Below are 23,168 nucleotides of genomic sequence, written 5' to 3'. Positions count from 1 at the left end.
TCAGGATTTAAACATCATCCTACCTGTTGTGTTGAAGCCGGCTGCCAAGTTCTGCACCGTTGCTGTCCTGATCCTCTGGATCGGAGGGCATTGGGCGTTCGTACAGGCCTTTGCTTGGGCCAGCATGGCGGTGTCTTTCTCTCAGGAGACCTCCATCACTCAGGCGCTGGAATGGACTTTCGACGGCGCTCACCCCTGCCGTCTCTGCAAGTTCGTGAACGAGAGCCGCCAGTCCGAATCGAATAAGCAGCAGGAAAACGGTCACCTTCCACTTAAGATCGAGTTTGTCTCCCAGCTGACCGACCCCGTACTTTGGTATCCCATTTCTCAGATACCCAGCGCACCTCTTCGAGTTTATTATTCATCCGAAGGCAGTCCTCCGCCCGTTCCTCCTCCCCTCCTCTTGAGCTAAACAACCGCCGCAGCCGGAGTTCCAATTCAACGTGGCAGGACTCCGTCTCCGCTTTTTGGTTTGGAGCGCCTCTGCAGTCATCGCCGCTTCAGACCATCGTTTATCGTGGGGCGAGGATTACCCCCCCAGAACAGCTCAAGTGTTACATCCATTTTACAGCATACAGCACCCGCCACCCCGGCTTATCCACAGCCGGGATGGCAGCGTCGTGCTCGTCAGATATCCTCAGGGTCACTCCGCCTTTCGGAGCTGCCTAACCGATTTTCTGTCGCGTTGCTGGACTGAAGTTTTCCTAGTCCACTCGAAGCATTCCTCCACCCATCCACACGGGTGTGAATCCAGATGGCCTGGGTATGTGAACGGAGCCGAGCGCCGGCCAAAGCCCACCGATCGTACTCCACAAACGTCAGTCGAGACGCGCAACAGAAGAGGGACTGTCTGCTTTTCGCTTGTCGGCGAAAAATCAACGCAGACTGTCTCGCACCTCCATAACAACAACCATTCACGGTAGAAACCTAAGAAAAAGAAGCAGTATGAAACTTGTTTCGTTCCTAAAAAACTCCTTGAGCACCTTCGCTCTGTGCCTGGTCGCACAGGCGGCTCAAGCTCAACACGGCCATCTCGAAGTCGGGGCCGCCGGCCAAAACCAGAACGACAAACTGGTCTGGGAAAACGGTGCGGCCTTCGCCTCGGATTCCGGATACGTCAAAGAGCTGCTGCCCAGCGATCCAGCTGGACGGTACGCAGGCTACTACGACGGAGGCATCACGGTCGTGGCCAACGGAAGCACGGAGGGCGGAGCCGCTCTCGGCGCGTTCGTGCGGGCCTTGGTCGTGTCGGTGGTCGGCCCCGTCGGCGGTTCGTTCGGGTTCTGGGAGAATCCAGAGGAAGGCGGCAGCACGACGCCCACCTTTGTGGTTCCTTCGGGCACCTCCAACGGCACCTTTGGCTTCGATCTGAGCGATGCCTCCGCCGGTGCCGGGCTTCCGGGCAAGGACGCTGCGGGCCACCTCCACGGCCGTCGCTTCACGGTGGATGTGGCGGGTGAATACCTGGTTGGATTCAAAGCCATCGATACCTCCAAGAACGGTGTCGGCGGTGGAGCGATCCAGGCAGATTCCGACATCCTCTACATCAAGTTCGCGACCGTTCCCGAGCCTGGCACCCTGGCCTTGGGCGCCCTCGGCCTGGGAAGCCTCTGCCTGTTGAGGTCGCGTCGCTCGGTTCGCTAAGCCTTCGGGCTCGCATGCCGGACCGCGGAAGCCTCGTGTGGGCCTGGCGGGAATCGGTCTAACAACAATAGGGGGGCAGCGCTTGCCAAACAGCTCTCGGGTCGATTTTCGACGCCGTCCTGAGAGGTCTGTCCTGGGTAGCAAGCCTGCCCCCAACTCCACTAAGATCCCAAGTTTATGAATTTTCGCAACTGCATCGTTCTCGCCTCTTGTTTGGTGCTAGGGTTTACCCAGTGGACCCCCGCTCAACACATTCACATTAGCGCAGGGGCTCTGGCTGAAACGCCAGGCTCACGACTATCATTCGACAGTGCCGACGCTTTCGTCACGAACTCCGGCTATGTCATTAACCTCGCCGTCAGAACCGCCGGCCCCGCCGTGGGCCTTTTCGACGGCGGTCCCACATTCACCGCTCTCGCGATCGCCCCCGGGAACGGTGGTCCTGACCCGAACCATGCGCTGCCGGGATCGCGAATCGCCCTGCAGTGGGTGTCCCTCCAAGGACCCCAAGAGGGAAGCCTGAGCTTCTGGGAGAGCAAGAACTGCGAGGATGCAGCGACGGAAAAAACCTTCACCTTCAGGGTTGGTGAGACGAATCCGTCGCCCAGCTTCCTGCTCAGCCAGAACTCGGGCGCGCCAGGATCCGATCCCTACGGCCACTGCCACGGTCGACGTTTCACCACCGACGTTCCCGGTCTCTACACGCTCGGCGTTCGACTGTTGGATGTATCGACCAACGGGAGCGGCGCAGGTCCCGTTCATCAACCTTCGGAGACTAACTACCTGCACTTCCAGGCGGGCATCACCATCCACCGGTTGGAAAAGACCGACGATGCTGTGACCGCCTCGTTCGGAACCCGTAATTTCGGACTCTACTCGCTGGAGTCTTCGCCCTCTCTGACGGACGAAACACTCTGGGAAACCGTGGGAAGGCCCATCGGCGGCGACAACCATCTGCAGTCGATCAGCGTACCGTTGCCGGCTGGAGAGGCCATCCGTTACTACCGGCTCCGCTACGAAACGGAGTAATCGATTGCCGATGACACAAGTCATGCCCTGCGTGCGTAACGCTCAACCCTGAGCAGCCCATCAGGTTCAACACCGATGCATCCCCTGCTCTTCCTAGCCCCTGTCATCGCCGGCTTGAGCGGTGCCGCAGCCCTGGCTCACCAGATTCTGTGGACGCGCCGATTGGTGGATATCCTGGGGGCGAGCGAGGGAACCTTCGCTCGGGTGGTGGGGATGTTCTTCCTGGGCCTGGCGGGCGGAGGCTGGATTGCATCTCGATGGCGGGATCGCGGTCCGAGCCCATGGCATCGGCTGGCTTGGGCGGAGATGGGCGTGGGGATTCTGGCTCTCCCCCTCGCGTTGGGGGCCCAGTTCAGCCACTGGATCTCACACCAAGGAGGCATGGGCACGGTTGCGAAGTGGATGCTCCCGTTCCTTCTGATTCTTCCTCCCTCCCTCTTGATGGGACTCGTGACTCCTCTGCTCATTCGTGCGCTAGCGCATCAGCCTTGGTTCCGACCCGGACAAGCCATCTGGCTTTACTCCGTGAACACCCTGGGTGGGGTTGCAGGCATTGGTTTCGTCATGGCTTATGGACTTCCCCGCTGGGGGCTGACCATGACCGCACTCGGAGCGGTCGCCCTGAACCTGTTCACCGCCGCCCTGTGCTGGTCTGCTCAAAGGTGGAGCGCGTCTGACAGCGTCTCCTCGATATCGTCCCACAACGAAACCCCGCCCTCGGCCTCAGTCGTTGCATCGGTGCATCCCCCACCACTCCTCACCCTGGCTTTTCTTTCCGGGTTCTTGGTCATGGCTCAGGAGGTCCTGTTGCAACATCAGTTCGCACAGGTAACCATCAATTCGTTTTTCTCGAGTGCCACCGTGCTGGCTTTCGTGCTCTTGGGGCTGGTGGGAGGCGCGTGGTTGATCGCGCCCTTCGCCAGAGCCACCGCGGGGAATTTCCGAACCAGCCTCTGGATCGTGCTGGCTGGCAGCGGAGCGGCTTGCCTTCTCGAGCCGTTTCTCTTTCTCCAGCTGCGTCCCAACTTGGCCATCCTGCCCTACGAACTCAAACCAGCCGCCTACTTTCTAGCCGTGGCCGGAATGGCCCTGATCACGATCGTCCCATTAATGGTGGCAAGCGGCATGCTATTTCCCTTGTTGTTGCGTTGGGCGCTGGCAGAGAACGAGGACCGACGCACGTCCATCACCGGCAGGTTACTTGCGGTCAACGGCCTGGGAGGCTGGATCGGGGCGGAGGCGGCGGAGCGATGGGTGGGCCCAAGCCTCGGCATCTGGGGAGGGATCGCCGCGCTGGGGGGCATCTACTGGGTGATGGGGGTGTTCTTCACGGCGAAGGGTTCCAGCGCTTCATGCCCACGCTGGCTTCCGTTGGCGTTTCGGTTCGGTGTGATCTTGGCCGTCGGAGGGATGACCCTAGTCATGCGACTGCCCCAACTGGGACAGAACCGGGCCGAACGACTCGTCGAACTTCGCGTGGGGCGCGAGGGAGTGGTGGCCACTGTCTCCCTGGCACCCGATGACTGGCGCATCGTGTTCAACAACAGTTACACCCTGGGGGGATCCAAGGCTCAGTACAACCAGGAGCGACAAGCTCATCTCCCGTTGCTGCTTCATGGCGAAGCCAAATCGGTAGCGCTTCTCGGGTTGGCCACCGGCAGCACCTGTGCTGGCGTCACGCTCCATCCCAACGTTCAGGCCATCGACGCCGCGGAACTTAGCCCCCTGGTGATCGAGTTTGCACGGAAGCATTTCGCCCCGTTCAATCGCAATCTTTTCACCGACCCGCGGCTCCGCGTTTTGCAGGAAGACGCTCGCTGGCTCACGGCAGCCAATCCCGGTCGATACGACGTGGTGATCGGGGATCTCTTCCTCCCCTGGCGAACTGGCGAAGGCCGACTCTTCACGGTGGAACATTTTCAGACGGTCAGAACATCCCTGACCACGAACGGGCTCTTCTGCCAGTGGCTTCCGCTCTTTCAGCTCACTCGGGAGCAGTTTGAAGTGATCTTGCATACCTTCCGTGCCGTATTCCCGGAGGCTTTTCTAGTGCGCGGCGACTTCTATACCGAGCTCCCCATTGTCGGTTTGGTCGGAGGAAGAAGCATGAAACAACTCGATTGGGCTCGGATCCAATCCGCCTGCGAACGACTGCGCGGCAACGGGGCGATTCAAGATCCGCTCGTGCGACATCCCGAGGGAGTAGCAATGTGCCTGCTCGGCCCCCCAGGTCCCGACCCCGCAGTGCCGCTAAACACCCTGGGAAACGCTTGGTTGGAATGGGATGCGGGCCGGAACATCCTCGGCCTTAAGAACCCTTGGTTTGTCGGAATCCCGAGCGCGGAATACGTTCGCGAGGTGTTCCGTCGTGGCCAGGCGGAGATCCCCGAGCGGTTTCGATCTGCGCACGACTCAGGCCAATTTTTTCTCACCCTCGAAGTGGCCGCCAAACTGAACCTCCCTGCATTGTCCGGCCTGAAAGCTCAGATCACAGATCGGCTTCCGCCCGCCTTGGCGCAAGATCCCGCGGCGGACTGGCGCCACTGGCCCATGCGGCTTAAGCCCCACATCCCCTAGCGGCGATTTCTAATCGGGCCGACACTCACAGGCAGACACATCCAGCTCGTGATCGCGTGTGGCATTATGCCGCAGGCGATGCCCTTGAAGTAGGGACGTCTCGCTGGCACATACTGCAGCAACATGAATCTGACACTCGATCTATCGGTTGCTCGCCAGCACCCGCCGAAGGCGCAGGCTCGGAAATCCAGGCTGCTCTCGACTCTGGTGGCAACCCTGATTATGCCATCCCTCGTCCACGCGGCCACCATTGAGGAGGTTCTCCAGAAAATCGATGGTGCCACTGCCAAGCCGCAGGATACGACCACCGAGTTCACGGTTACGGGCGTGGTGAGCGTTCGAGCAAACCTCAAGGACGACAAAGTTCTGGCGATTCTTCAGCCGACCGGCGCCCCTGGGTTGCCCGTCTTACTGGGCGCTGGTGACACATTAAATGTCCTGCCACGAAACGAGCTCACACTCTCCGGGAAACTGACGGAGGGCCCGTTCGGAATCGCTGTGCTGAGCGTGAAGCCCTCATCGGTGCAGCTGATCGCCACCAACCGTCCCTTCGGACTCTCCGAGCCGCGTGGCGCGGAGTTTTTCAAAGATGCATCGTCCCTGGCCGGGCGCTACGTCCAACTCACGAACGTAACTTTTTCAGCGCCCAAGTTTGATGAGTCAGGCGTGGCGAAAGTGAAGGCCAACGGCGCGGAAGTCTCCTTGCGGGTGGGAAAAGGTGTCGCCGGATTGAACACGCCCGAAGGTCAGTTGAATGTGTTCGGGGTAGCCCTGCGCCTCGAAGGAGAATGGCAGATTGTGTCGGCCCGCTTTCTCCCTCCGAACGTGAAAGCCATGCAGGCCCTCGCGACCAAGCACACCTGCTTTACGTGTCACAACCCCGACCTGCGAGTCATCGGGCCTTCCTATCGTGAAGTCGCGGCGCGCTACCGCAAAGATGCCGATGCCTTGCCGAAACTCATCGCCCAAATGGAAAACGGTGGAACCGGAAAATGGGGTCAGATTCCCATGCTGCCGTTCAAAGGCAAAGTTCCGCCCGAGGAGATGAAGCAACTGGCCGACTGGATCATGGGTTATCGATGGGATGCCCTCTTGGCGGAATAGCAATTGGGGAGAGCGTGGACGATCAAAAACGGGCGGGGGTGTAGACTGGGTGTGATCTGTGCGTCCGGCGATGGGATTTCCGCCTCCGTCGGTGTTGAAAAGCTGTAGAGGGCTACAGCACTCCAAGACGCCTCACGAAAATTTGGGCTATTTGGGAGTGCGCGCAGCCCTCTGCCGCTTTTGCCCCCCGACGGAGGCGGCCCCTCAAAAAAACTCACCCACCTCCAATCACCCCCTGCCACACCTACTCAGGCTTTTGGGTTGACGGAACCAAGAACATTTCACAAGCTAAACCGTGCTCCATTCGGCAGGGAAACCAATCATCGCAGTCGTCCTGGCAATGCTGCTCGGCATGCAGTGGACGGTCTTGCAGTCCGCCGCCTGGGTGGGGATGCTGATCAGCTATTCGCAGAACTCCTCCTGGTCCGAAGCTTTCATTCAGACCTTCGATGGCCAGCACCCGTGCAAGCTCTGCAAAGTGGTGGCGGAAGGCAAGCGCTCGGAGAAAGCGAAGGAGATGTCCAATTCCAGTCAGAAGTTGGAAGCGACGGCAGCCGACTGCCGTCTCTCACTCTCCTACCCAGAGGTGGCTAATCCCGACCTCAGGTCGGTCCCGGCCCCCAAGTCCATACTGTTCACGCCCCCCCATCAACCCCCTCGGGCTTGAATTCTGTCCAGGCCTTTGGCGCCTCGGGTCAGGATCGAAGAGTCAGGTTTCCAGACAGATATTGATCGATCACGACTCGCCAGCTCGGTGGATTCCACGCGCCTAGAGTTCCCTGTACAGCTTTGGGGGGTCTTGGGCTCCGAGGTGGTCGCCGGTTCGCTGAACGATTCGCGCAGACACGGCTCCTAGCCCCGCCCTCCCCGCAACTTTCTAGGCTCCTCCGGCTGGCATGTGCCATACCCGTGGGAAGAGTAGAAAACCACAACACCTCAAGACATCGCATGAAGAACCAAGCAGCACTGATCACAATCGCACTCGTGGCTACGGGCCTGAGTTGGTCGCTTTTCGCAGCCGACTCACAACCCAAACCGAAGTTCACCACCAAGGAGATCATGAAGGCTATCAACAAGGGTGATGATTCGATCTGCAAGAAAGTCACCAAGGGAACGGCCTCCAAGGAAGAGATCGCCAAACTCGTAGCCTGCTACAAGGAACTCCCGCTCAATGAGCCGCCGAAAGGCAGCGCCGCGAGTTGGAAGGAAAAGAGTTCGGCGCTCGCCAAAGCCGCCGAAGCTCTGGCCAAGGACGAGCCAGGCGCGCTCGAAAAATTCAAGCAAGCAGTCAATTGCAAAGCCTGCCATAGCGAACACAAGCCCGACTAAGCCTCCACTTTTCGAGAGCGCGTCAGGGGGGGGATCCCCTTTTCGCTGGCTCCTGCCCTGTCCGCAGGGCCTCGTCAGCCTTCGGTGGGCGACGCGCTCTCTCTTGCTTGTCCTTGCTGTGGAGGCGAGTCGAACCGACTCCGCCACTACATGCCCCCTCATGTCTTAGTCGCCTCAGCTCAGCCGCGATCCGGCATTCCGTTGCTCCGTCCCGCGCCGTGGGATTGGCTGGTCAGACTCCGCTGGACGGCCGTGATCGGCCAAACGATCACCATCCTCGCAGTCCGGTCCTGTCTCAAGATTCCTTTACCGGTGCCCGAGATGCTGACCATCGTCACGCTCGTAGCGCTCAGTAACATCGCTCTGCCTGCGCTCAGGGATCGAGTTCCGGGGGACGGCGCAAACTGGATCGCTGGCGTATTACTGCTGGATGCGCTCGCCCTGACCGGACTCCTCGCCTGCAGCGGCGGACCGCACAATCCATTTGGCTCCTTCTACCTGATCCACATCACCATGGCCGCCATGCTGGTCAGCGGACTGTGGACGGGCGCGCTCTGCGGCTGGTGCTCCCTTTGTTACGCCGCCCTTTTCTTTCTCCCCTCCGCTTCCGGCCACCTCGCCCACGGAATGCTGGCGCACACCACGGCGCATGCGGAAACCAACCTCCATCTCCAAGGCATGCTGGTTTCCTTCGTGCTGACCGCCGCCGCCATCAGCTACTTCGTCATCCAGCTCAATGCCTCGATTCGACAGCAACAACGCGACCTAGCTCGCGCCCAATCCCTCGCCGCCGAAACGGAGCGATCGGCTGCTCTCACAGCCCTCGCCGCGGGGGTTGCCCATGAGCTGGGAAGCCCCCTGGCCAGCATCGCTGTGGCATCGCACGAACTCACTCGCACGGCCTATCGCAGCAGCGCCGCCCAAGAGTTCCTTCCGGCCGCCCGCTTCATCCGGGAAGAGGTGGACCGCTGTCGTGTGATCCTGGACCAAATCAACCCCGATGCAATCGGGGACTCCGCTCCCGATGTCGAAGGGTATGCCTTGTCCGATTGCTTCAAGGAAATGCGCTCGCGGTTGCTGCCCGAACAACTCTCGCGGATCGCCATTCATGACGCGTCGGAAGGGACCTGCCTCCATCTGCCCAGGGTGGCCCTCATACAAAGCCTGGTTTCCTTGGTCCAAAATGGTCTCGAAGCCAGCTCCGCGGGTTCGACCGTCGAGGTTCGCGCCGCCGCCACCTCCAACGACAGCTTGGATCTGCGAGTGATCGACCCAGGCTGTGGCATGGATCCCGACTTCCTAAGCCGACTCGGCAGCCCGTTCTTTACCACCAAAGGCTCAGGAAAGGGCCTCGGCATTTTCCTCGTCCGCCTCTTCGTTCAGCAGGTGGGTGGCAGCATGGAGATCGATTCTGAAAAAGGACGAGGCACCACAGTCCGGCTCCGACTGCCAACCGTCCCCCTAAACACCCCTTCACCGACATGAATGCTGGCCAGCCGCCATCGGACAGTTCCACCCCCAAACTCGATCCTATCCTGCTCGTGGACGATGATCCGCGGTTCCGGGATTGCCTGGCGAGTGCGCTCCGACAGCGCGGAATTGAGGTCGAATCCGTGGCCGACTCGGCCGCCGCCGTGGAACAACTCGAACGTGGCAACTTCGTTTCGGCGGTCGTCGACCTTCGCCTCCCCGAGTCCGGCGGCCTGGAACTCATCCCGCGCCTTCTGCAGATCCAGCCCCAGCTCCGGATTGTCATGCTCACCGGCTATGCGAGCGTGGCCACGGCCATGAAAGCCGTCCGGCTCGGCGCTCACGACTACCTGACCAAGCCAGCCGATACGGATCAAATCCTGCATGCGCTCGCGGCCGACCCCTCGGCCGCCGGCGCTCCCTCAACGGAGGAACGGCTCCCCCAAGTTCCTTCCTTGGAATGGGTCGAGTGGCAACACATGCACCGTGTCCTGGCCGAGTGCCACGGAAACATTTCCCAAGCCGCCCGACTCCTACGCATCGACCGTCGCAGCCTCCAGCGCAAATTGGCCAAATATGCACCGAATCGGTGATGCTAGCGCTGCACATCTGCTCGCTCCAGCACCTCAAGGATCTTGCTGAATGCGGCGCGCAGATCACCCTCCCGCAGGTCCACCGTGAATCGACCATCGGCGTTCGGCCCGATGCCGACGTGCCCATCCGCAAACAGAATGTTCGCAAAGCGCTGTTGGTGATGGGTGCGGGTCTGGACATTGAACGACTCGAGCCCCGGTGGTGACAAAAACATGGTGTCGATTGCCAGGGCCTGAATGGGATCTCCATTGCGATTCTTCCCCAATGCATCGAGTTGAATGTGCTCCGGCCGCCCGGGTGGGGTATAGAAGAGCTGGACGACGCCAGCATGCCGATAGTAGTAGCTTCCCTGCGCCTGCCGAGCCCCCACTTTGGCCAGCTCCCCATCTGCGTCCAACGGCTGATCAGCCCCCGGACAGAAAAGGATTCGCGGTGTGCTCGACAGATAAGACGAAAGCAGAAGACCCAAACCAACAGGCTTGCCGTCGCGCAAGGAAAGCAGGCTGGTCGGAGTTCCAGTGGACGGATAGAAGCTCGCGGGACTCGTGAAGGGCGGCGCCACCGGACCATACGGGATCAGCCCTTCATGGTCGTGAGCATACATCTGCACCGCCACCCCAACCTGCCGCAGGTTCGAAACACACGCCGCCCTCAATCCAGCCATCCGTGCTCGGGAGATCGTTGGCAGGAGCAGGGAGGCCAGGACTCCAGTGATCGCGATGACCACCAGCAACTCGACCAAGGTGAAGCCGCCAACAGATTTGGCCGAAGCGCGGCGAGGGGGACACTGTCGTGACAATCCAGGGTGGCCGCTCATTCTGAAGGAAGGGCCTGCGCTCGAAAGAATCGTGACGAACCGTCAAGATTACCACTGGTGAAAGAGAGACTCCCAGTGACATTTGTCAGCGTCGTGAATTGCGTCCACTCGGCAACGGGTGCGGTTAACCGCGCCGAGGCCAATACCGCGATTCGCAGGCCAATCTCACTCTGAATCTCAAAGCGAAATCCCCGTTCGTTCACGGTGGAGGCTTGAAGTCGCAAAGGAGCCCGCTCCGTCAGACGAACTGCATCGACATCCCAATAGCCCCCTTCCAGTTCCGGGCTGACCGTCGAGTCGATGGCAATCCCGATAGGCTGACCAACCCAGGCATCGTCGGCACGCACCTCAGGCGTCTCCACCTGAAACTCGACGAGGCGGGTCAGCGTTGGAAACGTCATCCGTGAATTGGTAATGACGGTGGACGCCAGAGTCACACGGTTGCTCAGCCCGTCGCGATAATAAATGCTCAGCTGCAGAGGGGCCCCATTGGACATACCTCCTCCTCCCCCGATCACCCCGGCAGCGAGCTGGTAGGAACTACCGACTCGAAACCGAGCAACACTTGAGTTCGAATCAGATCCAGAGGGGTTCCAGGGAATCAGATCTTGGAAGATCCCCACCCCAGGGATCGCAAACACCCATACCGCTTGATCGCCATCACAGTTCTCCAGCCGATCAAAAGCGCCCGGAGCCGGATTCTTGAACTGGCCCGTCAACTGCGACCAGAGAAACCCGTCATCATCCTCCGGATACCCGTCCGGCTTGGCGTTCTTCTGCCAAGCATCAAACTCCGTGGAAACAAAAATCACTGGGGGAGATTCGAAGGAGCCGTTCGGAACGGGTATCGGAAGCGCACCAACGCATCCTGCCCACACCAGTGCTAGCAGCAAGAGCGCCAAGCTCCGAAAGCTACCGTAGCGACGGAGTCGACTCGGCGTGAGGCCACTTAAAGAATAGTGGATGTGATTCACATGTCAGAGCACCGAGCGCGAGCGCCGGACCGCCATCAGCATCCCTCCGAAGCCCAAGGCCACCAAGGCGATCGATGTGGGCTCAGGGACCACTGTCAGCCGAACTTGGTCCAGATCCCAATACCCCGCCCCGGTGCCAAACGTCGAAAGGAGCCGGATGCCGATATTCTTGCCAGCCCAGGCATCGGTCGCCTGAACCGCAGGTAAGGTGACTTGGTAGTCCAGCAGATGGGTCGCATTCGGAAAAGCTGCGGGCGTATAGGTGATCGAGGTCGCAGCCACGGGAGCGAGGCTGTTCCCAGCATCCGTGTAAAACAGGCCAAGTTCAAAAGTGCTTCCCTCAGCGATGCCACCTCCACCCAGAATCCCAACCGACAGCGAATAGGATTTTCCCGCCTCAAAGGAGGTCGACAAACTCTGGTACAGACCTACGCCAGGTATAGCCAGGATATAGGCGGCCTGAGCCCCATCGAGATTGTCGATGTGATTCCCTGAGCCCGCCGGGGTATTCGGGAAGACTCCGGACAATTGGTCCCAGGTGATGCCTCCTGGCAGCGGGATCCCCGGCACCTCGGGCGTCTTTTGCCACTGGTCCACTTGAGGAAACGCCGGGAAGCCCGGCGGAGTCGTCGGAGACTCAAACGAGGCATTCGGGACCGCAATCGATTGGCCCGAAACCGAACTGCCGACTGCCAGACTCGTCACGAAGCTAGCTCGAGCGAGGGTCAAGCCGAAGGAGTCCACAAACTGATTTCGAAGGGTGGTGAAGTAAGTCATACTCATGAGCACGTATATATTCAGAATCCTGCGTTTCCTTACCCGATCATGCAAGACTATTGGCTAGCATTTTGACATGCTCCGGTAGCAGAACACGGGCGGCATTTGACAGCGTGCGCTAACGACTCTTAGAGTAGGTCAAGCCATACTAGGAACAAAATGGGAACCATCCTCGCTCTGCTCCTGACGCTGACGTTCGCTGCGGCAGCGGATCACAAATCCAACCCAGCCCCGCCCGCAGCCCTGGGAACCCCACTCGCCACCACCCACATCCGCAACGTGTTCCGAGTCACGACGAATCTTTTGTCCGGCAACTCGCCCACGGGAGAAGCGGCCTTCGCCGAACTGGCTCGCTTGGGTGTGAAGACCATTGTCAGCGTCGATGGTGGCAAACCGGAGGTTGAAACCGCACGCCAGCATGGAATTCGCTACATCCACCTGCCGATCGGTTATGACGGAGTACCGCTGCAACGGGTCGCCGAACTCACCAAGGCAGCTCAAACCTCCCAAGGCCCCATTTACATTCATTGCCACCACGGGCTGCATCGGGGGCCGGCAGCCGTCGCAGTCATTTGCGAAGCCACGGCCGGCTGGTCGACCAATCAGGCAGTCGCCTGGCTCAAGCAGGCCGGCACTTCAATGGACTATGCGGGACTTTACCGGAGCGCGATGACCTTTCAGCCACCCACCCCTCAAAGCCTTTCTGCCGTGACTCGCCTTCCAGAGATCGCCCAAGCCTCCTCCCTAGTCGATGCCATGGTGGCCATCGATGAAGAATTCGAGAGACTTAAAGCGGCTCAGAAGTTGGGTTGGTCTAGCATCCCCCGCCAGCCGGACCTCACTCCCGTCCACTCTGCGAAGCTGCTGTGGGAGCATGTGCGCGAGTTGCTTCGGACGGATGATTCCGCCAAACGCCCCGCTGATTACCGCGCGAAACTGCAATCGGCGGTGTCGGCAGTCGAAACCCTCCACCGCGAATTAGCCAGCCCAACCTCTGCGTCTCCCTCGCGAGATGCCGCCTTTCAACAGGTGATCAAAAGCTGCAGCACTTGCCACAAAGCCTATCGGAATTAACTTAGAGGTGTGGATCGAAACCACGGATTTCGTGGATTCCACAGATCAGAACACGACTCCCCAATCCCTCTTTCCATCCGTGTCATCTGTGAAATCCGTGGTTAATCCAGTGCTGGTTTATGCGGATCTCAAAACCGCCATTCCGTCCCCACCTTGAAATTGCGTCCCGGCTGATTGTACCCGCTGCCATGCAACCGGTAGTCCTCGTTAAGGGCATTTTCCAATGCAGCCGTTAGGAAGAACTGCTCACGCCAGGCATATCCTACGCGGAAATTGAGAGTAGCCCATCCCGGCGTCCCTCCAGGGGGAATTCGCTGCGTGTCGCGGGCATCGTCGGGCGATAGCTGATCCTGTTTCGCGGCCGCCTGGCCGAAGACCTCGCTGAAAAACGATTTTGTCGGAGAGTCCCAACGCAGCCCAGCCAACCCGCTGACGGGATTCAGCCGGCTCAATGGCGCACGCACGCTCGCCGCAGCCGAGGTGGGAAACGCATCCGCTTCTCCCTCCTGCCAGCTGGCTTGGCCAAACAAGCTGACTCCTGAACCGAACCTCAGACGACCGGAGGCTTCGACTCCATGAATCCAGCCTGTGCTGGCGTTGCGCTTCGTGACCTCATTCGCACCCCCAATAACCGCCCCGGTGGGAGTCCGCACGATCAGGTCGTCGATGAACGTATGATAGTAGGCTGCCTCCGCCTCCCACCAGGCTTGGGCGGTTTTGGCGCCCCATTCCAAAGTCAAAAACTTTTCGGGCTGAAGGTCGAAAGCCGCCGTCTCCAACTCGCCGCTGCGGGCAATATCGAATCGCGTCATGTCACTCAGATTCGGCGCTCGAAATCCCTGAGAAGCCCCGGTGTACAGCCCCCAACGCTCTTCCGTGTCCGGATGCCAAAGCAAACGTCCGCTACCCACCGCATTCGCCCAGTCATCGCTGAACGAAGTGGCCAAAGCCGTGATCGGATCACGAACCCGTCCCGCATCGGACCGCGCCCAAGTGAAACGTCCGCCCACCGTGAGGCTTAACCGTTCGAGGATCGGAACTTCGTCCTGAACATAGACTCCGAGAAGATCATAAGCGGCGTCGTCAGCAACCGGACCCTGAATGGCGGTGGAGGTCAAGACACCGTTGGCGGCGTAGGTTCGTTGAGAGGAGGACACGAAATCGTGGTAATGCTCTAGCCCGTAGGTCCACGCTCCTATTTGAGATGGGCTCAGCCCCTGAAGTGACAACGCCAGGGTGTCCACATCCACTGTCGTCCGTTGCGTCGTACGATTGCTTCGCTCGACAAACTGTCGCTCATCCTGAATCTGCCAGGAAAGGGTCGCGGTGAACTCATCCCCACGCTCGGTGGCATGGGCCAGCCGAGCGTAGCTGAGCTGGCGCTGTTGATCGAAGAGATGCTGCCGATCGGTTCCTCGGGTCAGCCCCTCCCAGGTCAACCCGTAGATGGTGCGGTGGGTTCGCTGCACGTCATCCTGTTCGGTGCGCTGATACGCTAGGGTCAGCTTGGTGTTCGGGCTGAAGAAGTACTGCGCCTTGGCATCGGCATCCCATTGGTCGTAACCCGTGTGCGGCTGCCGCCCAACTTCCTCCCCGCCCTGAACGTCGCCAAACGACTTGCCGCTGACTCCCAGATTGAACCCCCACCGATCGAACTCGGAGCCGCTGAATTCGCCTCGGGCAACCTGCGCTCGCTCCGCTGAGCCGAATCGATAATAGGTCGCTCCTCCCCACTGTGCCCCGGGCATCGCTTGGTAAGTCGGGGAACGCATCAGCGCGTTGACCGTCCCTCCGATGGAGTCGCTGCCGTACATGACTGACCCCGGCCCCCGAATCACCTCGAGCCGATCGACAGCCAGCGCATCGATGGTGCTCCAATACTGGTTCGGGCCATCCCGAAAGGTGGAATTGTTCAACCGGATCCCATCCACCAGTGCCACGGTGCGAAATCCAGTAAAGCCTCGCAAATAGGGCGACCCCTGCCCGCGCGCCGTTTGCTGAATCATGGCTCCAGGTACCTGGACCATGGCGTCGGGAACGCTCGCGGCCATCGATTCGCGGCGAACGGCGGCCCCGCGAAGAGACTGGCTGCTGAACGGCAGCTCCAGCAGGCGTTGCTCGCGTCGCGTCGCGGTGACAACCACTTGATCCAAGCTAGAGAGGGTGTTGGTTGATAAATTTGCTGCACGAGCGCCAGCGACGGAAGAGTCGGAAACAGTTCCATCCGCGCTCTGGCTCGAGGCCTCGCCTGCCAGCAGGATCAGTCCTGAGGAAATGAAGAGAGCGTGTTTCATTCGAGGTGAAAGATTCCAAGACCCCGCTTCCCTCAGTCAACTGCGAATTGAGAGTGTGGAGGAAGTGGGGTGCGCAACAACTCTGATGCCACACTGTGGACACTTTCCACGTGAAAACCGCCGCTAGCCCTCGATCGACTCAGGAACGCGGTTTGTAGTCCGTGTCATCCGAGAAATCCGTGGTTAACGCAGTGCAATAGGATCAGTCGAATTCAGCGGGTCACTCCCCGCAATGGTACGGGCTTTCAACCCTCAGCATGTGTGGGGTGAGGAAACCTTGGGTTGTCACCCCAGGCTGGAATGGTGCTGGGCCTGTGGCCCGCTGACTCGCACGCCAATAGTGAATCCCATATGAATCTCGGCTCAATCGTCTAGGCCGAGTTTGGTATGGGGTCGAAGGCCCTTCGGGCTTAAGCACCAACGGTGCTTTCCATCCCAGCCTGGGGTGACAACCCCAGGTAAGCATTCATTTTCCCATCCAGGGCTGAAAGCCCGATATAGGGCCGCCAAGCCGGGTCGCGACTGCACCGCCTTTCTCACCCATCGTCGCACGCACCCAGAGCAAATCCGCCTGATCGTTCCCCCCGGGTGCGGCAAAATGCCGCACCCGGGGGCTCTCATTACCCCCGGAGCCTCCGCGCTCCTCAAAACCGAGCCGTCAACGCGAATCGTGCTTGGATGGGCTCCACCGGATGAAAATGCACCGTCGGGCCTGCCGGGTCAGGGTCCCCGGGACGAACGCGGGATTCATAGGCGTAGTCGACATCGTGATCGCGTCGATCCAAGACGTTCAAGATCTCCGCCGTGAAGGTCCAGGTCTTGTTGAACCGATATCCCACCTGAGCGTTCAGCAATACGGTCGCCCCCGACCGAATGCTGTCGTCCTCAATGAGGGGACGCGGACCGAAGTATCTGAGCCTCAGACTTCCAAAGAGCCCAGAGTCCGCGTGATACGAAATCCCCGCCGCCACCACGCTTTCAATGGAGCCAGGGATGTGGTCCCCCTCCACCGCGCCGTCCCGAAACTCAGCATGCGAAAACGAGAGGTCCGCATCGAGAGTCAAATGCCGCGTGAGCCGATAGTAGTTCGCCCATTCCACCCCATACCGACGGCTGGGACGCGTGGCCTCGGTGGCTCCGGCATCCCCCACGAACAGCAGCTCGGAGTCGGCATCCAGCCACCAGAGAGACACCGTGCTTTGCAACCGGTCAATGGCGAGGGTCCGCACCCCCACCTCCGCTCCATAGGTCTGCACCAGCGGATCGGCACGCCGAATCGCATTGCCATCGGCATCCACCGGCAAGCCGGTCACCGGATCCACCCGAGTGGTGACGCCGCGGCCGTCGTTGCTGTGGAATCCCAACCCGCCTTGCGCATAAACCTCAGTTTTCGCCCAGGGACCAAAGATTAAGCTGACCTTCGGGCTCCCAATGGCATCTAACCGATCGCCAGAATTCTGCCGTCGGACGCTCGTAACGTCGAAATGGTAGATATCCCCTCGAACGCCGGTCACCGTTCGAAATCGTTCTCCCCATTGAAGCTTGTTCTCGTAATACAGACCGACGCTGTTCTGAAGAATGTCGTCCTGTCGGGTCGTCGCGGGTAAGACATCACCGCTGGCCGCATCGATCTTATCGACCCGCCGTCCCGCCTCCGTCTGGTAGAGTCCGTTGCGGATGCTATCGCTGCGGACCTGAAGTCCGAAGGAATTCTCCACCTCCTTGCCCCACCATTCGTTGTAAAGTGTATGCTTGGCTTGAAGCCCGGAAGCGAACCGTTTGTCCTGCTGCTCGAACTGGTCGCCCCGATTTGTGTCGGTCAGAAAGTAAGTGAAGTTCGAGAGGAGGTCCAAGTCGTAGTAGAAACCATAGGCCATCACCTTGGTCGCGGATTGGTCATCGCTGCGATGCCACTCCGCCTGCAAGCTGTAGCGCTGAGAATCGCCGCCCGTCGTATCATCGAGGGATCCGAAGAACGGAACGATTCCAGAGGCAACGGCGCTCGCGGCGACCTGATCGCTGGAGTCCCATCGGCCGTGATAACCCCGCGCAGTGATGCTATATCCACGGCTCTCGTCGCCCTGACTGTAGGTCAACACGCCGTTGAACTTCTGATAGTCGTCCGGGTTTCTCCAAGGCCCATCATGGTGATAGGCCTCCAACCCGTAGAGCAAGTGTCCATCCCCCAGTTTGGGTGACGATGCGAACACGCCACGGGCAAAGCCAAACGTGCCGGCCTCCAGAATGGCGACGCTCTGCGGCAACACCCGGAACGAATCGAGGTGGGCGGCCCCAGCAGAGGCGAAATCTCCATTCTCAGCATAGTAGACCCCTTTCTGGTAGTTCACGCGCTGGACCAGCTCAGGGATGATGAAGTTCATGTCCGTATAGCCCTGGCCATGTCCATGGGTGGGGAGATTGATGGGCATGTCATCGATCGAGGTGGCGAAATCCGTGCCGTGGTCGAGGTTGAAGCCGCGCAAGAAGTATTGATTGGCCTTACCTCCTCCGGCGTGCTGGGTGATGATCACTCCCGGCACGGTCTCCAATATTTCACCCGAACGAAGGATCGGGCGCAGTTCGAGCTGAGCGGCGCCTACGGTGCCTTGAGTGGCAGAATCGGCCAGCCCGAGCAGGCTGTCGCCACGTCCTTCCACCACGACGTCGGGCAGCCTAGTGGGAGGCAGATTGGTGGAGTTGGAGCCGACCGGCTCCTGGGACCGAGCCGTGGAGCAGAGGGAACAGGCGATGGCCACCTGGCCCGCCTCAAAAAGCCTTCGCCAGGGACGGTTACGAGATGGTTCGAAGTCAAATTTTCTAACAGGTCGCTTGGGTGTCATAGGTCGTACCGGTAAAAGTGAGGTGGATCCGCGCTACGGCGGCTCCGACGATAGATTTCGATTTAAAGGGAAAAAGTGACAGCGGTGAGGGGGGGAGCCGAGACCGCGGCGCTGGGCATGGATCCTCTCCGAACTCTCCCAGCCTGGCACGCAACGACGCGTCCCGGTCGGACTCAAGTGTGGCGGATCGATCGAAGAACCTCGGAACTCAGCTCCGGATAAACGGCGGCGCGCGCCCAGCCGCTTGCGCATCGAAGAATCGTTCCAGCATCGCGCCATGCCAGGTCGGAAGAGTGAGTTCCAGCCGGTCGAACCCCAGCTTTTGGAAGACGGGGTGGAAGGACGATTCGAGGCAGCCATCGGCCAGAGTTTGAGCAAGGCTGTGATGGTCGTGAGACGGGGCAGGTGCTACCGGGTCTGGCGACGTTTCGCCCGGGCCGCCAACCGCATCGGCCGCCGTCAGCCTTGCCAGTGCGTCCCAGGCCGCGCGCACGGAAAAGTTAGGCAGGGCGAAGGGACGGTGCGTGCTGCGAAAGACCGGCCCAGAAACCGAGATGTCCGGGTCGGGGAGGTTACGGGTCTCGTCAGCCTGGTGGAGACGTGACAGTGCGGAACCATGGAAATGGACGTGAGCAGGCCCGTGTCCACCGTGCTCGATGAGCACGTGCAGCGCGGGACTGAACGCCACCCACCCGGCGAGAACCAACCCCAAGGCCAGGAGGCAGGATATCAGTTGTTGAAAGCGCTTCGTCACACGGTTACTCAAACACTACGCACCACCAGGTGTCTTGGATGCATCAAAGTTACCGAATCGTTTCGCGATGAAGGCAGCAAAAAGCCACCTGCGACTGCAGCTACGAGAATGGATCCCGCCATTGCTGCCTTAGGTGGCTAGGGGAAAACGTAGACAGAAAAACTACGGCGTGTCCAGGTCTTTGAGGCTGGAGGCTGGGCCCGGGCGAAAGCTGAAAGGGGGCTGAAGGTGGATCCAGACTCCGTCGGTGGAAGAAAGCTGTAGAGGGCTACAGCACTCCATGACGCTTCGCGAGGAACGATGACATATGGAGTGCGGCAGCCCTCTGCCGCTTTAGTCCCCCCAGCGGAGCTGGGATCCCCCTCGAACCTCACCCACTTCTAACCACACCCATCCCCTTCCCTGCCGCCTCATCCAACTTGCTTGCCACCAGAGCCCCATGCTACGAACCGGCATGAAGATTTTTCCGTCGGCAATCCTCACTCTCGCCGCCTGCCCTTTTCTACTGGCACAGCCTTCCATCCCCATGAAACGGATCGAGCTTCCCAAGCTGCCGATCGTGGAGCTGAAACCCTATGCGACGCTTGAGATCCCGGCTAACATCGAGCCCTCAGGACTGGTCAAGAGCCGGCTTTGGAACGATGTCTATTGGGCGCACAATGATTCGGGCGACATTCCGCGAGTGTTCGCCATGCATCGCGACGGACGAATGTACGCCTCCGAACGCGATGGCGCTGCTCACGGGGTGCATATCCCCGATGCGGTCAATGTCGACTGGGAGGACATCACCACCGACGACAAGGGCAACCTGATTATTGGGGACTTCGGGAACAGCAGGAGCAACAACCGTCGCGACCTGTGCCTGTATGTCATTTTCGAACCGCACCCCTCCGTCGGCCGAACCAGCGTCCAGCAAAAGATTTTCTTCTCCTATCCCGATCAGAAAGAAGTGCCCTCTCCCGTTAGCAACTTCGACGCTGAAGCCCTCTTCTATGCCCATGGGCATGTTTACATCATGACCAAGCATCGCAGCGACACGGGGACCACCCTCTATCGACTGGAATCCATGGAACCCAATCGGATGAACGTGCTCACCAAGCTGGAAAGCTTCGATACCCAGGGACAAGTGACCGGCGCGGATGCCTCCGCTGACGGAAGCCGGCTCGCCGTACTTACCTATACCGGCGTTTGGCTCTTCGACGCGGTGGAGAAGGAAAAATGGTTCGATGGAGCGGCACGATGGATGCCGACGGAGGATAACGACGCCGAGGCGATCACGATCGATGGAGATCGCCTGATCGTCTCGGCAGGCGAAGGAGACGGAGATTTGTATGATATCCCCATAGCCACTCTAAACGTGGTCCGCCCCTAGCTGAGCCCAGTTTACAACCGGTGCCGGGGAGGAGATTCGGATCATCGGGGAGGTGTCGCCTGATTGCGATTCTTTGTCGATGCCCAAGTTGGAGGGGATCCTCACTTCTTCGCCTGAGATCTGAGGCCGAAGCCGAGAACCCACAGGGTTCAAAGAGATTAGCCGGGGCGTGGAGCGCAGCGCCCCCCCGGTCTGTCAGCCCCCTATTCAACAGCACCCTGAAAGGTGTGCCACCCGTTGGCGAACGGACTCACAAACCGATGAGGTTCCTTGAGTTGGGTGGCACCTGTCTCAGAACCCGGTGGCATCGCTGCGCGATGCTCCGTACTCTTAACGGTTCCGGGGGTGCGAGCACCCCCGGCTAGATTTCTTTGAACCCTGCGGGTTCGGGACCTGCCGACAACGTGTGAAACGCTGGCCTTGCCCAGCTTGTCTAGTCGCCATTTTTGGAGGTAAAGATAAGAGCCCTCTGCCGCTTTAGTCCTTCCCAGCGGAGCTGGGATCCCCTTTCACTCTCACCTGCTTCAAATCACACCCGACGAACGGAACCCGACCGCTGAAAGCTTGCTCCAGCGAGTGGATGGAGCAGACTAGAAACCTTACTCTGGCAAAGCTTATTGATGCAGCCTGTAAATCGATTAGAATACCTTAAGGCTGGTGAAGATCGTGATTTCGATCAGATCTTCCCTCAGTCGTTGCGGGAGTTGTCGATCCTCCACTGGACACCGGTAAAAATCGCGCGACGCGCGGCCGAATTCTTGGTCACGGCTCCCGGCACACGAGTCCTCGACATTGGATGTGGTCCGGGGAAGTTCTGCATCGTAGGTGCCGTCACGACCGCGGGAAGCTTCGAAGGCATCGAACAGCGTCTGGATCTCTGCCGGGTTGGACAAGCCGCGATTCAACGCGCCGGGATTAAAAACGCCCAAATTGTGCATGGGAACGTGACGAGTCTGGACTTCCAGGCATTTCAGGCGTTTTACCTCTTCAATCCTTTCGAGGAGCATCTCCAAACAACCTCGCCCATCGATAGCACCATCGAGCTGAGTGAGAGCCTCTATGAGGGCTATACCCATCATGTGGCGGAACAGTTGGCTCGCGCACCTGTAGGAACACGGGTTGCCACGTTTTATGGAAAATGCGAGGAGATCCCACCCGGCTATCATCAGCTGGGCGCAACCGGTCACTCTGCTTTGAAATTTTGGGAGAAACGTGACGGCCCGTAAATCCACCAATTCGCCGTGTCGGTTTGCGACGGAAAATGAAGTGGAAGATTTCCGAAAGTGGGGTATTTTACACTCGAAATCTGCTCTCCGAAGGTGGTCGTGGCCTGTTGCCATGCCCTTACCCAAGGCCGGGCATAGCCAATCGAAGTAAATACGTGCTGTAATCGCCATGAAAACCCTCGCTGGAATAAGTTCTTTGGGCGTAGCGCTGCTCCTTTCGGGCTGCGCTTCCGCACCTCCCCTTGTGCTGGATCGCGTCGGCCCAGGTCCGGAATCAGGGGAGGCAGCCAGCATCGAAGGGACTCTGACGGTCTTCTCCGCCAAGTCCCGCATGATCAACCTGTCCGATCCTGATACCGTTCTCCACACCGACTACACCATCCTGTCCAGCGACGGGACGGTCATCCGTAGGGTGGCAAACCGAGTGTCGACCGTCCTGGATATTCCCGCCGCTGTCTCTCTCCCCAGCGGCCTATATACCATTCAGGCGGATGCGGAAGGGCATGGCGTGGTGCACATCCCGGTGGTGATCAAACCGCAAAAAGCCACCACCCTCCACCTCGACGGAGACTCGACCCGAGCCCGAAACGCTGTCGACACCTCGAAGCTCGTGATGCTCCCTGGCGGTGAGGTGGTAGGTTGGCGCGCGGACTGACCGATCGCCGGGGCTTGGGCGTACAATCCGACTCTCCCAACGACTCACGCGAGCGTGTTCCGAGGAAGGTTCCGCCGTTTGTCCTGCGACTTCGGACTAGCAGCCTGTCGGACTTGTCCCCACCGCGAGTGAGTCCGGCTTTGAACCTCATTTGTGCTCAGATCGGGTTTCCTCACCCCGGCTCCGAGTCGGGGTGATTGCTAGCAGGCCGGCATCCAAAAAGCCCGAGAACCGAACAATGGCCCTGGCGGGCACCCTGCAGAACGATATTCTAAGTCCGACGGCCTGCTAGGGGGCTTTCGCCGGAGCGTTGGTGCGGAGCTCAACCAACTTGGCGAGCGCCTCGTTCAGGCGTTGCACGGCGGCGTTGTGCTTCTCAGCCAGCCGATTGAAGGCTTCGATCCGCTCATTGCGTTCGCGCGCCACGCGCTCCACCGACAGATTGGCCTCCTTTATTAGGCCGTCACGAGCCGCAACGGCCTCCGTCCACGCAACCATGTTGGACGAAGCCGCTACGCGGAGGCCTTCGGCTGGGAGGGTGTCAGAGGATTGCTTCTGAGTCCTGAGTGTCATCCAGATCATTCGCTTCGCAGTTCAAAAGGTAATCTGTCGTAGCAGAGCCCCCGCAGCGACAGGCT

20 protein-coding genes are annotated in these 23,168 nt (G+C 59.8%); 13 read left to right on the top strand and 7 right to left on the bottom strand.

Translation table 11 applies throughout. The annotated features are described in order from the left end of the window. Positions 1 to 28: 28 nt before the first annotated feature. The 9 genes from JNN07_00100 (at position 29) to JNN07_00060 (ending at position 9,746) form a co-directional block, all read left to right on the top strand. Positions 29 to 412, top strand: a complete 384-nt coding sequence (locus tag JNN07_00100) for a hypothetical protein (protein ID MBL9166121.1) — start codon at positions 29 to 31, stop codon at positions 410 to 412. A 533-nt stretch (positions 413 to 945) separates the two neighbouring features. Next, entirely contained in the window at positions 946 to 1,644 is a 699-nt protein-coding gene (locus tag JNN07_00095; protein ID MBL9166120.1) for a PEP-CTERM sorting domain-containing protein, read from the top strand. Between the two features lie 177 nt (positions 1,645 to 1,821). Continuing rightward, entirely contained in the window at positions 1,822 to 2,673 is an 852-nt protein-coding gene (locus JNN07_00090; protein ID MBL9166119.1) for a hypothetical protein, read from the top strand. Positions 2,674 to 2,748: 75 nt separating this feature from the next. Further along, positions 2,749 to 5,250, top strand: a complete 2,502-nt coding sequence (locus JNN07_00085; protein MBL9166118.1) for a hypothetical protein — start codon at positions 2,749 to 2,751, stop codon at positions 5,248 to 5,250. Positions 5,251 to 5,373: 123 nt separating this feature from the next. Then, entirely contained in the window at positions 5,374 to 6,354 is a 981-nt protein-coding gene (locus tag JNN07_00080) for a hypothetical protein (protein ID MBL9166117.1), read from the top strand. Positions 6,355 to 6,649: 295 nt separating this feature from the next. Continuing rightward, on the top strand, positions 6,650 to 7,021 hold the full coding sequence (locus tag JNN07_00075) for a hypothetical protein (GenBank protein MBL9166116.1): 372 nt from the start codon (positions 6,650 to 6,652) through the stop codon (positions 7,019 to 7,021). Positions 7,022 to 7,302: 281 nt separating this feature from the next. Further along, the gene (locus tag JNN07_00070) at positions 7,303 to 7,683 is read left to right on the top strand and encodes a hypothetical protein (GenBank protein MBL9166115.1); all 381 of its coding nucleotides are present in this window, start codon (positions 7,303 to 7,305) and stop codon (positions 7,681 to 7,683) included. Between the two features lie 150 nt (positions 7,684 to 7,833). After that, positions 7,834 to 9,168 (top strand): hypothetical protein, encoded by a 1,335-nt coding sequence (locus JNN07_00065; protein ID MBL9166114.1) that lies wholly within the window; start codon positions 7,834 to 7,836, stop codon positions 9,166 to 9,168. Continuing rightward, a complete protein-coding gene (locus tag JNN07_00060; GenBank protein MBL9166113.1) occupies positions 9,165 to 9,746 on the top strand; it encodes a response regulator in 582 nt (193 codons plus the stop codon). Before JNN07_00065 ends, JNN07_00060 begins: the two co-directional genes overlap by 4 nt. Positions 9,747 to 9,748: 2 nt before the next feature. Here JNN07_00060 and JNN07_00055 read toward each other — a convergent pair whose 3' ends face one another. Genes JNN07_00055 through JNN07_00045 form a run of 3 tightly spaced genes read right to left on the bottom strand, consistent with a single transcriptional unit; the run spans position 9,749 to position 12,321 of the window. Next, the gene (locus JNN07_00055) at positions 9,749 to 10,564 is read right to left on the bottom strand and encodes a type II secretion system protein (GenBank protein MBL9166112.1); all 816 of its coding nucleotides are present in this window, start codon (positions 10,562 to 10,564) and stop codon (positions 9,749 to 9,751) included. Beyond that, the gene (locus JNN07_00050; GenBank protein MBL9166111.1) at positions 10,561 to 11,538 is read right to left on the bottom strand and encodes a hypothetical protein; all 978 of its coding nucleotides are present in this window, start codon (positions 11,536 to 11,538) and stop codon (positions 10,561 to 10,563) included. The genes JNN07_00055 and JNN07_00050 overlap by 4 nt, the downstream gene beginning before the upstream one ends. 3 nt (positions 11,539 to 11,541) lie before the next feature. Further along, a complete protein-coding gene (locus tag JNN07_00045) occupies positions 11,542 to 12,321 on the bottom strand; it encodes a PEP-CTERM sorting domain-containing protein (protein ID MBL9166110.1) in 780 nt (259 codons plus the stop codon). 153 nt (positions 12,322 to 12,474) lie between these two features. On the opposite strand from JNN07_00045, the gene JNN07_00040 reads away from it, so the two are divergent. After that, positions 12,475 to 13,389, top strand: coding sequence for a cytochrome c (locus tag JNN07_00040; GenBank protein ID MBL9166109.1), 915 nt, complete (start codon positions 12,475 to 12,477; stop codon positions 13,387 to 13,389). Positions 13,390 to 13,517: 128 nt separating this feature from the next. Here the strand turns inward: JNN07_00040 and JNN07_00035 are convergent, their stop codons facing one another. From JNN07_00035 to JNN07_00025, 3 genes are all read right to left on the bottom strand, one after another. Further along, positions 13,518 to 15,683 carry a TonB-dependent receptor gene (locus JNN07_00035; GenBank protein MBL9166108.1) on the bottom strand — a complete coding sequence of 722 codons (2,166 nt, stop codon included), beginning with the start codon at positions 15,681 to 15,683 and terminating at the stop codon, positions 13,518 to 13,520. A 644-nt stretch (positions 15,684 to 16,327) separates the two neighbouring features. Continuing rightward, positions 16,328 to 18,523, bottom strand: coding sequence for a TonB-dependent receptor (locus JNN07_00030; protein ID MBL9166107.1), 2,196 nt, complete (start codon positions 18,521 to 18,523; stop codon positions 16,328 to 16,330). Positions 18,524 to 18,731: 208 nt separating this feature from the next. Next, positions 18,732 to 19,277: a hypothetical protein gene (locus tag JNN07_00025; GenBank protein ID MBL9166106.1), complete on the bottom strand. Its 546-nt coding sequence runs from the start codon at positions 19,275 to 19,277 to the stop codon at positions 18,732 to 18,734. A 454-nt stretch (positions 19,278 to 19,731) separates the two neighbouring features. Here JNN07_00025 and JNN07_00020 point away from each other — a divergent pair, with 454 nt between their 5' ends. The 3 genes from JNN07_00020 (at position 19,732) to JNN07_00010 (ending at position 22,530) form a co-directional block, all read left to right on the top strand. After that, positions 19,732 to 20,649: a hypothetical protein gene (locus JNN07_00020; GenBank protein MBL9166105.1), complete on the top strand. Its 918-nt coding sequence runs from the start codon at positions 19,732 to 19,734 to the stop codon at positions 20,647 to 20,649. A gap of 620 nt (positions 20,650 to 21,269) precedes the next feature. Further along, positions 21,270 to 21,875 (top strand): class I SAM-dependent methyltransferase, encoded by a 606-nt coding sequence (locus JNN07_00015; protein ID MBL9166104.1) that lies wholly within the window; start codon positions 21,270 to 21,272, stop codon positions 21,873 to 21,875. Between the two features lie 169 nt (positions 21,876 to 22,044). Beyond that, positions 22,045 to 22,530: a hypothetical protein gene (locus tag JNN07_00010; protein ID MBL9166103.1), complete on the top strand. Its 486-nt coding sequence runs from the start codon at positions 22,045 to 22,047 to the stop codon at positions 22,528 to 22,530. Positions 22,531 to 22,818: 288 nt separating this feature from the next. On the opposite strand, the gene JNN07_00005 is transcribed toward JNN07_00010, so the two are convergent. Next, positions 22,819 to 23,103, bottom strand: a complete 285-nt coding sequence (locus JNN07_00005) for a hypothetical protein (GenBank protein MBL9166102.1) — start codon at positions 23,101 to 23,103, stop codon at positions 22,819 to 22,821. Positions 23,104 to 23,168 lie beyond the last annotated feature (65 nt).

Source organism: Verrucomicrobiales bacterium, from assembly GCA_016793885.1.
GTDB lineage: Bacteria > Verrucomicrobiota > Verrucomicrobiia > Limisphaerales > UBA11320 > UBA11320.
Note: the sequence above shows the minus strand (reverse complement) of the source record. Positions and strands in the feature narration are given on the sequence as shown.

Coding starts and splice junctions, on each gene's coding strand:
- JNN07_00085 (MBL9166118.1), top strand. CDS start 2,749: ATGCATCCCCTGCTCTTCCTAGCCCCTGTCATCGCCGGCTTGAGCGGT.
- JNN07_00015 (MBL9166104.1), top strand. CDS start 21,270: ATGCAGCCTGTAAATCGATTAGAATACCTTAAGGCTGGTGAAGATCGT.
- JNN07_00070 (MBL9166115.1), top strand. CDS start 7,303: ATGAAGAACCAAGCAGCACTGATCACAATCGCACTCGTGGCTACGGGC.
- JNN07_00080 (MBL9166117.1), top strand. CDS start 5,374: ATGAATCTGACACTCGATCTATCGGTTGCTCGCCAGCACCCGCCGAAG.
- JNN07_00045 (MBL9166110.1), bottom strand. CDS start 12,321: ATGAGTATGACTTACTTCACCACCCTTCGAAATCAGTTTGTGGACTCC.
- JNN07_00095 (MBL9166120.1), top strand. CDS start 946: ATGAAACTTGTTTCGTTCCTAAAAAACTCCTTGAGCACCTTCGCTCTG.
- JNN07_00010 (MBL9166103.1), top strand. CDS start 22,045: ATGAAAACCCTCGCTGGAATAAGTTCTTTGGGCGTAGCGCTGCTCCTT.
- JNN07_00055 (MBL9166112.1), bottom strand. CDS start 10,564: ATGAGCGGCCACCCTGGATTGTCACGACAGTGTCCCCCTCGCCGCGCT.
- JNN07_00040 (MBL9166109.1), top strand. CDS start 12,475: ATGGGAACCATCCTCGCTCTGCTCCTGACGCTGACGTTCGCTGCGGCA.
- JNN07_00030 (MBL9166107.1), bottom strand. CDS start 18,523: ATGACACCCAAGCGACCTGTTAGAAAATTTGACTTCGAACCATCTCGT.
- JNN07_00065 (MBL9166114.1), top strand. CDS start 7,834: ATGCCCCCTCATGTCTTAGTCGCCTCAGCTCAGCCGCGATCCGGCATT.
- JNN07_00090 (MBL9166119.1), top strand. CDS start 1,822: ATGAATTTTCGCAACTGCATCGTTCTCGCCTCTTGTTTGGTGCTAGGG.
- JNN07_00035 (MBL9166108.1), bottom strand. CDS start 15,683: ATGAAACACGCTCTCTTCATTTCCTCAGGACTGATCCTGCTGGCAGGC.
- JNN07_00060 (MBL9166113.1), top strand. CDS start 9,165: ATGAATGCTGGCCAGCCGCCATCGGACAGTTCCACCCCCAAACTCGAT.
- JNN07_00020 (MBL9166105.1), top strand. CDS start 19,732: ATGAAGATTTTTCCGTCGGCAATCCTCACTCTCGCCGCCTGCCCTTTT.
- JNN07_00005 (MBL9166102.1), bottom strand. CDS start 23,103: ATGACACTCAGGACTCAGAAGCAATCCTCTGACACCCTCCCAGCCGAA.